Genomic DNA, 12454 nt, shown 5'->3' on the forward strand with positions numbered 1-12454 from the left:
GACGAGCGTAAATGGCTTATGCTCAGCGATACCGACGAACAGGTGGCAACCTATGTACCGCTCAGTTTTGACTTTTCAAAGGCTGAGTTTGAAGTAATCGGTCAGGAGGGTTAGTATGAAATCACGCAAACCCTCTATTCCCTACATCATATGGATGGTAGTTTTTACAATGATTCCACTTGTTATGATTGGCATAACGGCTTTTAAGGACAAGCAGGGAAATTTTTCGCTTCAGCCGATGATGAATGCATTTTATTACACAGACGTGTTTGTAAAGTCGCTGTGGATTGCGTTTATCTCAACTGTAATATGCCTCTTGCTTGCATATCCTCTTGCATACCTTATAACAAGAATGAAAAAATCATCTCAGAATACGATGATTATGCTTATGATGATACCGATGTGGATGAACTTTCTGCTAAGAATTTATGCATGGATAACCATTTTGCAAAAAAACGGTCCTGTTGATATGGCTTTTTCGTTTCTCGGGATTCACGAAACATACATCGGAAATACAGCCGCAGTAGTGCTCGGTATGGTTTACGAATATCTTCCGTTTATGATGCTTCCGATTTACACGGTAATGAGCAAAATTGACGGAAGCCTGATTGAGGCGGCACAGGATTTGGGCTCAAACAACGGCGCAGTGTTCAGAAAGGTAATTTTTCCGCTCAGTATGCCCGGCGTAATTTCGGGAATTACACTTGTGTTTGTGCCGAGTGCAAGCACATTCCTTGTTTCTCAATATCTTGGCGGAACAGACGATATTATGATTGGCGACATCATTGACAAAATCTTTTGGACAGACCAAAATACAGGTTCGGCAATCTCGCTTATACTGATGATATTTATTTTTGTTTTTCTTGTTATTATGAACTTCTTTGGCGACGAGGAGGCGATTGCGTGAAATCAGGAAAACGTAAGAACGGCGTACTTTCAAAAATATATATCGCTTTGATTATGATTTTTATGTACGCACCTATTGCTGTTTTGATTTTCTTCTCTTTTAACAACAGCAAAACCACAATATGGAACGGATTCACATTAAAGTGGTATGAAGCGCTTTTTAACGACAGCAACATAATGAATGCGCTCGGAAACACGCTGATAATCGCCGTGCTTGCCTCGCTGTTTGCCACAATTCTCGGCACTGCCGCAGCAATCGGCATCAGCAATTTTAAGGGTAAAAAAAGACTTATCATTCAAAACGTATCAAACATTCCGATTATCAGCCCTGACATTGTTATGGGCGTTTCGCTTATGCTTCTGTTTACATTTTTGGGTGTGATTTTTAACTTTGAAATGGGATTTTTCACGGTACTGATTGCCCACATATGCTTTTGCGTGCCGTTTGTTGTGCTTAACGTTATGCCGAGAATTAAGCGCATGGACCAAAGCATTTACGACGCTGCGCTTGACTTAGGCTGTAACCAGTGGCAGGCTTTTTACAAAGTTATTATTCACGAGCTTATGCCGGGAATTTTCTCGGGACTGATGATGAGCTTTACTTATTCTCTTGATGACTTTATCATCACATATTTTACCAGGGGTGCAAAATTTCAAAACCTTTCGATTGAGATTTATTCAATGACGCACAGAAGAATCTCACCAAAAATCAATGCTCTTTCCGCTCTGCTGTTTCTTGCGGTGCTTGTTATTATGGTTTTAATAAATTTGCGTGACAGGCACGAAGAAAAAGTTAGGGCTGAAAAAACATAAAATATTTTAAAGAGGAGTTAAGAAATGAAAAGAACTATCAGCATTATCATTGCCGCCGCTCTTTCGGCAACATCGGTTGCCTGTCTTGCAGGCTGCGGAGAATCAACCGCAAAGGACGCAGGCGAAGTCAATGTTTACAACTGGGGAGAATACATCTCTAACGGCGAAGACGGACTTATGGACGTTATCAGTGAGTTTGAAAAAGAAACCGGAATTACCGTAAACTACACGACGTATGAAACCAACGAAGAGCTTTATAATATGCTGAAAAACAGCAACGTAAGCTATGACGTGGTAATTCCGTCGGAGTATATGATAAGCAAAATGATTGACGAGGATATGCTGCTTGAGCTTGATTATGACAACATTCCAAACTACAAATATATTATGGACAGGTTCAAAAATCTTGCGTGCGACCCCGAGGGCAAATACACGGTTTGTTACAGCTGGGGCGTAACGGCAATGGTTTATGACAAAACAAAGGTTGCGGAAAAACCCGATTCATGGGAAGCACTTTGGGACAAAGATTTAAGCGGACAGATTCTTATGTTTAACAACAGCAGAGACGCTATGGCAATTGCAATGCAGCTTTGCTCTGTTACCCCTGCCAACTGCACAAAAGAGGATGTTGACAAGGCAGCCGCTAAGCTTGCAGAGCAGAAACCTTTGCTTAAAAAATACGTTATGGACCAGGTGTTTACCGAGATGGAAAACAGCCAGGCAGCCATTGCGCCGTATTATGCAGGCGACATTGCAACAATGATAGAGGCAAACCCTGACCTTGATTATGTGCTTCCAAAAGACGGCTCAAACCTTTTTTATGACGCTATGTGTATTCCGAAGTGTAGCAAAAACAAGGAAAATGCTGAAAAATTCATCAACTTTATGCAAAAGCCCGAGGTTGCCGCTTCTACCTGTGAATATTTAAGATACGGCACACCGAATCAGGAAGCATTTGACAGCTACATCAGCGATGAAATCAAAGACAGCGAGCTTACATCTCCCAGCGACGATTACCTTGACAAATGCTATGTGTTTACGAACGTTCCCGATGATGTTTACGTTTATATGCAGGAACAGTTTGTAAAGATTCAGGCGGAATAAAAAATATAATATATGACTTATACAGTTAATGGCGGCTCACTTTTGTGAACCGCCATTTTTGTCGTCTGATTCTTTACATGAAATTTCACCGTTTGGAAGTATTGTATTATCCAATATTGCCACGCTTAAATCAACATCATCTAAATAAGCTCCTGCCAAATTAGTATTTTCCAAATGAGCTCCTTCTAAATGGGCTTCTACCAAATAGGCTCCCAGCAAAATAGCCCCTTCCAAATGAACTCCTCCTAAATGGGCTCCTACCAAACGGGCTTCTTCCAAATGGGCTTCTTCCAAATGGGCTCCCTCCAAATGAGCTTTTTCCAAATAGGCTTCTTCCAAATGGGCTTCTTCCAAATGAACTCCTTGCAAATAGGCTCTTTCCAAATGGACTCCTTCCAAATGCGCTCCTCGCAAATGGGCTCCTTGCAAACTGGCTCTTTCCAAATGGGCTCTTTGCAAAATAGCATTTATTAATTGCGCATTGTATAAAACAGAATTTCTTAAATTAGAATAAGACAAATTCGCATTCGAAAAATCCTGGTTTAATAGTATCGCATTACCTAAATCACAATCATTCAAATCAACTCTGCTAAAATCCGAAAAACCACCTATTATGTAACCGTCAACACCAAAAACAGGTTTAAATACATACCGTAACATTCCATTTCTGTTTACGTTATCAACAGAATTCCACCAATGAATTTTTTCATTTTCATTTAAATAACGCCTATATACTGATCTATAAACTTGGGCAACACATCTTAGTGTATTTATTATTGCTTGAAATGGATTGTTAGAGTTAACACAATTCATACGTCCGCCGTTTGTAAGCATAACTTCAAAAAATTGCGGTAAATATTTTTTTGCCTGCTCCGCTTTTGGAAAATCATTTTTATTATTTTTTATACCGAACTCAGTTCTTAAACCGATAAATTCCGTTACTTTGTCGGCTAATCCGCCGTAAAGAAAAAGCTCGCAAAACTTATCAATAAATTTTTGAATTTCTTCATCGGACAACTCATCGGAACTGACGCTGTCATAGAGTTTATTAATCTCTCTGAATATTTTTTCGCAGACAAAGAAATCTCTTATATTATTATGGTAAAATTCAATTGCACCGTCCTTGGCGTCGTTTTTCCAATAACAGCACAAAGCAAAACTTCCCTCTGTCAGATTTTTGACATCTTCATCAGTGCAATTTTTCTCAGCAACTCTTCTTACTATCTCCTTAACCTTGGAATCTTTCAGAAAAAATACGCTTTCCGATTTAGAATTGTTTTTATACATTTCATAGGCAATTTCTTCATTAATTTGATATATGGTTTCTTTGTATTTACTTATACTGTGTTTCTTCTTAATTCTACTGTATATTTCATTATAAGGTGTTTCTGAAATTGCAGAGTAAAATATCTTATGATACAACGCCCAACTGTTGTTTAACACCTGTTCGGACATTTCTCGGTTTGCTGCAAGCATATAAAGTGAAAACGGTGTGTCACACACGCCCTTTGCATCATTTTCATCTATATTTTTAATAAAATCTAAAACGTTCGGGTCTATGCTTTGGCGGCACTTATCTCTATAAGCTGTAATCCATTCGTCACGCTTAGCTTTATCAAAATGATTCAGATATATACTGTCATATTCAATACGGAGCGAATTTTTATTAATATAGTGCGGTCTTGAAGTAATAATGAATTTTAAGCTATCATAAAAACACTCTAACAGCTCTTCAAGCATACTGTCCTTTAAAGAGTACTCCGTACCGCCCAATATCATACACAACTCATCGTAACCGTCAAGCACAACAACAGAATTTTCAAAAATTGTTTCAAATTCATCCGGGTCGTGGGTTTTTGTATATTCAAACAATGCTTCGCAAAAATTTTCTTTTATCAATTCTTTATTTAAGTCCCTGAGTCGAATTGTAACGAGCATTTTGTCACCGAACATATTCTTTGAATCGTCATCATTGAGAGCATAGTGATAGTTCATCCAGCCAACCAAACTGCTTTTGCCGTTGCCTGCGTCACCCTCAATAATCAGCACGTGGCTGTCGCTTTGTATGAAATTTTCCAAGCGTTCCTGCAAATCATCTTTGCCGTTATTATATTTTTGAAAGACAAACAGGTTCGACAAAACCACCTCGAGATTTTTGTCATCCTTATCGGTATTTTTCTTATGAAGAAACAAAGGGGTTTTAAAACTGTTTATATATATATCATTTGACGTATTGTATTTAGGTTCTTTTTTTTCAAAAATTTTATCCTTTATGTCTTTTACATCTTTTGATGTATCTCTCACTGTATGAGCAATACTATCCTGCTTGTTTAAAATAGTATTATCAACATCGGAATATGTTGATTTTAGTTCCTTTTTGAAAAAGGAATAAATATGGTCGCAATAATTCTTTACCTTTTCCTCTTCTTCTCTATTGCCTACACAATTTGCACGAGCAATAGCATCTTTATATAACGCCTGCATTTCATCTTCATCATCAGACTTATCAAAAATTCTTTTGAATCTGCCGTTTAATACACATTCATATAAGAAAACGCTCACACTTCCAAAATCATAATCAAAATCATCATGCTGATTTTTATAAGCTTCCATTTCCTTGTTATACTTTTTATCATTTATCAGAGCTTTAACAGCAGATTTAAGTTCCGCACCGACTGTTTCATTATAAAAACTCGTTAATAACTGTTTCAAATTTCCTTTAATCTTTTCTTCAAAACCGCTCATAAACTTCCCTCATTTCGAAAACAGATAAATACAAGAACCGCAAATTTGATAAAAGACCTGCCAAATCGGCAATTGTTGATAAAAACACCGAGTATTTGATATTATTTTATCACAGCAATAAAAATAATTCAACACAATGCAAAAGCATTATGATAATCAACAAAAACGCCACCCAAAAAGGTACATTTCCAATCAAACGGAAATGTACCTTTTTCATAGATAAATTTATTTGTCATTTAACAATAGCGTTATATGCAGTATATGCAGCTGAAATATCGGTATTACAAGTCAGGATATAAAACTTGGCGTTTGAATTAACTAAGGCATCAATATTGTCAAGCATTAGTTTTGCAGAAGAAGCATTAAGCATATGAACAGTTGAAGAATACAGGCAATTGATTAATTCATCGGACGTTGGGATTCTGACAGAATTAAACTCGCCTCTTTCAATAAAAACAATAGCCTTAAGAGGAGCCGAAGTATTTTCCGCAATCCCGCTTCCGCCGTCAAACGGTGTTCCGTATGCAACAGAATCCTTGCCAAACACTCTGACTGCAGGCTTGTCGTCGTTGATTATGCTAATTTTATCACCAAATGCCCGCTTCCATAGCTGTGTATGGGTGGACTTGCCGACTCCGGACTTTCCTGCAAAAAGATATGCACCGTCGTTTATTACTAACGCTGAGGAATGAATCATCATGGTTTTAAAACGTATTGCAGATTTAAAAAATATATTGCCAACCGCAAAACTTTCTGCATAGCCGAAGTTTTTTCCTTCATTCATTCTTTTATAAACATCGTCAATATAATCTTGTGAAACGGACAAATTAATATTTGTACTGCGTTTGCCATTATATTTGAATTTTTCTATAAACAAATTAAAATAATCGTACCTTGGGGTATATTCGGTCACCAAGTCCGCAATTAAGTATCTCAAATTATCTCCTCCCAAAAAAGCCTTCCGTAACATCGGAAGGCTTTAAAATTAAGAAGCAAGGTATTTTTGAATTAATGTTGCATCAACAATGTCAACTTTTCCGTCATTATTATAATCTGCAAGATAAAGCTGGGTATCGTTGAGCTTTTCTATTGAAGCTATATACTTTTGAAGCAAAGTAGCATCAATAACGGAAACCGTTCCGTCAAGATTTACGTCACCAATCTGATATCCGTCAACAATAACATATGGGATGTTGTTTTCAATTGCATATTGCTGAGCATATGAATTGAGACTGCAGTAAATCTTAAGATTGCTCGCGCCCTTAAATGCAGACGATGAAATTGATGTTACATTTTTGCCGATATACAATTTTTTGAGGCTTGTACAATTACCAAATGCATTGCTGCCAATAGTTGTGACTGAGTCAGAAATCTTAATTTCATTCAGTGAAGTGCAATTTAGAAAAGCTTCACCCGGAATTGAAGTGGTTTCGGACTGAATGTCAACACTCTGCAAGGAAGTGCAGCCGCTGAAAGCACCAAAGCCAATTTTTGTATTCCATGGCATAAGAGTAAGCGATGACAAATTAACGCAATCAGAAAATGCAAAATTGCCTATTGTTTTAAGATTTTTGGCTACCGAAAAATCAATGCCTGTTAAAAACGAATTGCCCTGAAATGCCATATATCTGACAGAACCAACATCCAAACGGTTAAGAGTTGCAGGAATTTTCATAACAGAATCAGAACCATTATACTCTGCAACCTGAGCCTTGCCGTCATTATCAATGGCAAATACAAAGTCTCCGTCAGTGTAATAAGTTTCTGCAAAAAATGTTACGCATGAAAATGAAATCAGCATAGCAGCGGCAATTATAACTGCAATGGACTTTTTTAAAAGATTCATAAATCCTCCTAAAAGCAAAGGGGAAGCAGTCATCGGCTACCTCCCCTTTTACAATTAATTATTCAATAACAAAAGACTTATTAGCCAAACGGATCCGAATCATTATCATCGTCACCGCTTTCTTTATAATCCTCAGGATTGCTAAGGTCAATTTTTTTAAGAATATCTTCAAAAGAAAACTTTGTAACCTCAATTTCAGGCTCTAAATATGCTTTTTTCAAGTTATAACCTCCCTGACTTAATCATAAACAACATTTTCAATTGTTGGATATGCATGTTTGTTATCACCGCTCAACGGTTTGTTAGCAATATCCTTAATTGAAACAGTGCCGCTATTTGTAATCTTCATCTGTGCAGGGGCAGAACCGTTAACTGTAAGGTAAGGAACAGCATAATATGTGTAATTCTGGAAATTTGGTCTTGTATTATCAATACCATAATAATACTCAAGTCTGTTCTTATTATCAAGGTTTGTAAGCTCGAACTTTGCATCCTTAAGTAATCTAGCGTCTCCGTCCTTTACAGCATAAATCTTAACACCGATCTTGATATCATTGCCATCATACGTTCTAAGGAGAAGTCCCTTATAATTGTAAGCCAATGCAAAATCTAAGTAAATACGGTCGTATTCAGTGTCGGCTGAACCATACTTACCGTTGACATTACTACCTGTTGTAGTATTATTCCAGTGGTTTCTTGTTGTCTGGAGATATACTGCTGTGCACAAATTCTCATTCTCAGAAACATAAAGCTCTGTGTTCTTCTGATTCGGGTCTGTTGTGAATATAGCTTTTACTACATAGTCATCATAGCCTGTGTAGTTGAAATATTCTGAATAGCATCTTGCAACTTCAATCTGATCATCAGTACCATAGGTAGCTGCTTTGTAAATTGCCCAGTAACTGAAGAATTTGCCTTCAGGAATTTTAACCTGGAGATAGTGACCGCCATTCTTCTGATATTCGGTTTCAGCATCATTTACAGTAAACGGACCGCCGTAATCAACGCCACTTACTGTTACAGGAGTATCAGTATTATTGTAAATTCTTGCGGAAACAGTCTTGTTAGTCTGATAAGAATATAATTTTGCATAAAGCACATTGCCGGTTAATGTTGATTTATTTTGTGCAACATCGAACCAATGCAAGTTCTTCATAAAGTTGGATTCATAAGGAATCTTGGACTGAACAAAGGCATCATTAAGTTCTGTCGGAACTACACCGCCAAAGTATGTGTTGATTTCATCATCAGTTAATTTACCTGAAACTGTATAAACTCTGTCACTATACAAACGAGTAGTGAACTGATAATCAATTTTGTATTTTACGTCTGTTGACAAAAGTGAGTAGAATTTCAATACTAAGTATTTCGTATCTACTGCGTCACCGTCACCGTTAAACAAACCGTCAACATTAACTGTGATAGTTGTTGAAGATTCATTATTGGTGTCTTTTGTATAAGATGTAAAGTCCTTAAAGTCACCGCTGCCAAGTTTCTTTGACTCATCATTGTCATAGAAGTCATTGAACATATAACTTGTCTTTGGCTTTGTTGTAAGTGTTACAGTGAACGTGTAACCTTCATTATAAACAATGTACTGAGCCGGAACGACTGCAGGGCTAGTTGAGGTATCCTTATCTGAGCAAATAGTGTCTTTAAGAACACCATTTTTGTAAACCTTTATAGTTGTGTAAAGCTTATCTGTTGAGTTCTCAGGTGAATTTGAGTGGAGCAAGTGCTGAACCTTAACCGGTGTTGTAGCCTGCTTCTTATTTGTAAATGTAATTGTCTGAGTTGTATCAGCAACTGCTACGTTAGCAGAACTTGTAGCCTGCGAAGTACCGCCGGTTACCTGAACAGTTGTATCATACTTGGCAACTGTATCCTCAGTAACCTTTACCTTTGCACCAATCGGAAGTCCCTTGAAGTGAAGTGTTCTGCCTGCCTTAAGTTTTGCACCGTCGGCAAGCATGCCGTCTGGAGTCAAAGTATATACTGTTGGATTATCATCAACTGTATACTGAAGCGGATATCTTGCATAACTTGTACCATTAAGGCTAACTTCTACTGTTGCATCAAATTCGGTAGTATCTGATGTAATTTCAGTACCGGCCTCATTCTGAACTATCTTCTTAACATCAACATTGCCAACCTTTGGAGTGTTGGTGTAGCTAAGCAAAATATCAGTCTTTGCGAACTTTGCGGTATCAGTAGTCTTAAAGTTAAAGTTGCCTGTTTCTGTTCCGGTACCACCTGTTCCTGTTCCGATACCAGATATAAGTGTACCCGTCTTAATGTCTTTTACTGTATAGGTAGTATCATACTGCAAGTTTGAAGTATACGACTCATTAACATTAAATGTGTTGCCAACAGTAAACTGGTCTGCAAAAGCAGCTCTTTCACTGTCGTTTACTACATACTGACCATTGCTGTCAGTTGATTGTGAACCATATTTTGAATGTGTATAAGTCTTTTTAGCAGAAGCAGAACCGTTTGTCGTATGTGTATAAGTAAATGTATCTGCTGCTGCAACAGCACTCTTCAAACCTTCGTTTACATTTGCTGTATCAACATGGTTTTCTGTTGTGAACTGGTTGCCAACAGGTGAGAAGTTGAAACCGAACTTAAGGTTAGACTCAATCATACCACGTTCCATATAGAACATTGTAAGTGTATGGGTCTTTGAAGGATCCTGATTGTCAAAAGCAAAATTTGTGTTACGTGTAACATTATTAACAGATTTTGTACCGGTTGATAATGTTACTTTTTTTGTGCTAAAGTTAATTGAACCCTCAGCCTTTTTATGTGCACCGCCAAGGTCAAGAACCAATTTGCCGTCAATGTATACCCACAAGTCATCGTCACCGGTAAAGTTAAATACCTGATCAAGACCGTTGATTTTACCGTCTTTACCAACGTTAAACTCAATGTCAGTACGCATACCAAAACCGTAGTCGTTTGCGTTATTTTTGGTTGTACCACCGTTAGTCATTGAAGCGTCAAATGGGAAGAAACCTACGCCGTTATCACTGCCGCCATAAGTTTTGGCTGCGTCGTAAACCCAGTCAGTAGCCTTATTACCATAGTTCATTGTAAGCGTATCAGATCCGTAGCCGCTAAACCAAACTGCATCTTTTGAAGCACTGTCAAATTCATAATAAGTTACACCGTTTGGCGTAGTTTTTCTCATTGGGAACTCTGCATTAACAATAGTAGCCAAGTTCTTGGTTGTAAGCCAGCCAGCATCAAACAGTGGCATAGTTGCACCATCATCGGTTTCGTGATCTGCAGCATTTGTTCCGTCATTATTATAATATCGAATTTTTTTATCGCTTGTGAGTGTGCGGCCGGAAAGACCTACAACTGAGTTATTATAACCGCCAAGACGTGATGAGTTGTTAACCCAGTTGCTGAAATTATACAAAGTAGCTCCAAATGGGTCAGTGCTTGTATTATCATTAACTTCGTAAAAAACACCAAAATATAATGGTCTTTTAACTCCGTTAGTTTTAGCGTAATTTGCAAGAGCAGTATTTAACATAGTATATGGGTCAGCCTGACCTACACCATTTTTTCCGTGCGATTCATAACTTGTACCCTTATTGCTGTCGATTTGACTATATTTTCTCCAACCGTTATTTACTTCGTTATCGGTATAGTAATCATAAAAAGTTGTATTGATTGTGTAGAGATTGCTGTTATTCTTAATAGCATCGCTTGTAACAGCATCATAAACTTTTTTTGCCGGAACATCAGTACCGGAATAATCAACCCAAGCAGAACCGTTATACAACTTACCGTTATATTCAGTAACAGCCGTCCACTTACTTATTGGCTTAGACTCACACTTCCAAGTTGAGCCTTGATAAATCTGGAACTGTAAAACGCCAAGACCATTATAGCTATCTGTAAAGGAAGCTTTGTAAACTTTTTTACCATTGTAAGTGCCAGAATCAAGCGTCATAATTGTGTTACCCCAATCTGAGCCATCACCTTTTTTATTGTAATTAGCTTTCAGTGTATAGCCTGAATTAAGTTCACCTGTTGAATCACAATAATTCTTTGTATTGTTATCAGAAGACGGTGAAAAATAAATTGTAGTAGCAGTACCGCCTACACTATCATCAGCGTTTGCAGCAACTGCTTCACTGCCATCGGAATTTGCGCCGACTGCGTCATTCTCACTTGCCGCACTTACTGCGGAACTGTCGGAATCGCTTAGAGTTACGGCATTAAAATTAACCATGCCGACTGTAAGCGAAGTTACCAACATCATAACTGCAAGAACGACAGAAATAGAACATTTCGAAAATCGTTTTATTGAAGTTTTCATAATTTACCTCCATTTTTTAATTGTTATTAGAGTTCTGAGCAAAAACCAAATTAAACTTAACCTGCACACAGAAAAGCTGAAATTTATGTACAAAACTCTAAAAAGTGAGTAGTAAACACACCCTGAGCAATGTGCACTTGCATCTTACAACTTTTACCGCCTGACCAACGGTGAAACGAGGTTTCGGTTGCAGAGCGTACTACTACCAACTATTGTTTATGATATTATATCATTAAATTCATTTATTTTCAATAGCCATTTGTAAATTATTTGATTATTTATTTTTCAGTAATGGAAAATTTTGTTGATTATTGGCGTTTTTTATTATCAGAGAACAGAATTTGGAGCTTATTACACAATTTTTACAAATAATGCACAACTAAAATTCTGAAATATTTCACATATTTTTTACTTATATGATTATATATTTAAACTATAATCGACACAATACAATTTAATTAATTACCGCTTCGTACATAGTATTGGCATCGTCTTTTCGGACAGTTTCCTTTACCTCGAGGACACGTACCTTAACCGAACGGGAGCCGAGTGTGATTTCAATTACGTCGCCTATTTTTACATCGTATGAAGCACGAGCCGGTTTTCCGTTAACTGCAATTTTGCCTGCATCACAGGCTTCATTTGCAACAGTTCTGCGTTTTATCAATCTGGATACCTTTAAGTATTTATCAAGTCTCATAAAATCA

9 protein-coding genes are annotated in these 12454 nt (G+C 37.4%); 3 read left to right on the forward strand and 6 right to left on the reverse strand.

Annotated features, from left to right (window positions below; translation table 11 throughout):
• The first annotated feature begins 115 nt into the window (after positions 1-115).
• Genes BLP46_RS07265 through BLP46_RS07275 form a run of 3 tightly spaced genes read left to right on the forward strand, consistent with a single transcriptional unit; the run spans position 116 to position 2823 of the window.
• Positions 116-907 (forward strand): ABC transporter permease, encoded by a 792-nt coding sequence (locus BLP46_RS07265; protein WP_092977712.1) that lies wholly within the window; start codon positions 116-118, stop codon positions 905-907.
• Positions 904-1719 carry an ABC transporter permease gene (locus BLP46_RS07270; RefSeq protein ID WP_502685988.1) on the forward strand — a complete coding sequence of 272 codons (816 nt, stop codon included), beginning with the start codon at positions 904-906 and terminating at the stop codon, positions 1717-1719. Before BLP46_RS07265 ends, BLP46_RS07270 begins: the two co-directional genes overlap by 4 nt.
• A gap of 24 nt (positions 1720-1743) precedes the next feature.
• Positions 1744-2823, forward strand: coding sequence for an ABC transporter substrate-binding protein (locus tag BLP46_RS07275; RefSeq protein WP_092977714.1), 1080 nt, complete (start codon positions 1744-1746; stop codon positions 2821-2823).
• A 36-nt stretch (positions 2824-2859) separates the two neighbouring features.
• On the opposite strand, the gene BLP46_RS07280 is transcribed toward BLP46_RS07275, so the two are convergent.
• The 6 genes from BLP46_RS07280 to BLP46_RS07300 form a co-directional block, all read right to left on the reverse strand.
• Positions 2860-5568 (reverse strand): pentapeptide repeat-containing protein, encoded by a 2709-nt coding sequence (locus BLP46_RS07280; RefSeq protein ID WP_092977716.1) that lies wholly within the window; start codon positions 5566-5568, stop codon positions 2860-2862.
• A gap of 232 nt (positions 5569-5800) precedes the next feature.
• Positions 5801-6505 carry a hypothetical protein gene (locus BLP46_RS07285; protein WP_092977718.1) on the reverse strand — a complete coding sequence of 235 codons (705 nt, stop codon included), beginning with the start codon at positions 6503-6505 and terminating at the stop codon, positions 5801-5803.
• A gap of 48 nt (positions 6506-6553) precedes the next feature.
• On the reverse strand, positions 6554-7414 hold the full coding sequence (locus tag BLP46_RS07290) for a leucine-rich repeat protein (RefSeq protein ID WP_167669210.1): 861 nt from the start codon (positions 7412-7414) through the stop codon (positions 6554-6556).
• A gap of 80 nt (positions 7415-7494) precedes the next feature.
• Positions 7495-7635: a hypothetical protein gene (locus BLP46_RS13045; RefSeq protein ID WP_167669211.1), complete on the reverse strand. Its 141-nt coding sequence runs from the start codon at positions 7633-7635 to the stop codon at positions 7495-7497.
• Positions 7636-7652: 17 nt separating this feature from the next.
• Entirely contained in the window at positions 7653-11747 is a 4095-nt protein-coding gene (locus tag BLP46_RS07295; protein WP_143000465.1) for a fibro-slime domain-containing protein, read from the reverse strand.
• Positions 11748-12201: 454 nt separating this feature from the next.
• Positions 12202-12447 carry an RNA-binding S4 domain-containing protein gene (locus BLP46_RS07300; protein WP_092977721.1) on the reverse strand — a complete coding sequence of 82 codons (246 nt, stop codon included), beginning with the start codon at positions 12445-12447 and terminating at the stop codon, positions 12202-12204.
• Between the last annotated feature and the right edge of the window lie 7 nt (positions 12448-12454).

The sequence above is a fragment of the Ruminococcus sp. YE282 genome (assembly GCA_900101355.1).
Classification (GTDB): domain Bacteria; phylum Bacillota; class Clostridia; order Oscillospirales; family Acutalibacteraceae; genus Ruminococcoides; species Ruminococcoides bromii_A.

Excerpts from the sequence above, each read along its gene's own strand:
- BLP46_RS07300 (WP_092977721.1), bottom strand. The coding sequence starts at position 12,447 with ATGAGACTTGATAAATACTTAAAGGTATCCAGATTGATAAAACGCAGA.
- BLP46_RS07290 (WP_167669210.1), bottom strand. The coding sequence starts at position 7,414 with ATGAATCTTTTAAAAAAGTCCATTGCAGTTATAATTGCCGCTGCTATG.
- BLP46_RS07275 (WP_092977714.1), top strand. The coding sequence starts at position 1,744 with ATGAAAAGAACTATCAGCATTATCATTGCCGCCGCTCTTTCGGCAACA.
- BLP46_RS07280 (WP_092977716.1), bottom strand. The coding sequence starts at position 5,568 with ATGAGCGGTTTTGAAGAAAAGATTAAAGGAAATTTGAAACAGTTATTA.
- BLP46_RS07265 (WP_092977712.1), top strand. The coding sequence starts at position 116 with ATGAAATCACGCAAACCCTCTATTCCCTACATCATATGGATGGTAGTT.
- BLP46_RS07295 (WP_143000465.1), bottom strand. The coding sequence starts at position 11,747 with ATGAAAACTTCAATAAAACGATTTTCGAAATGTTCTATTTCTGTCGTT.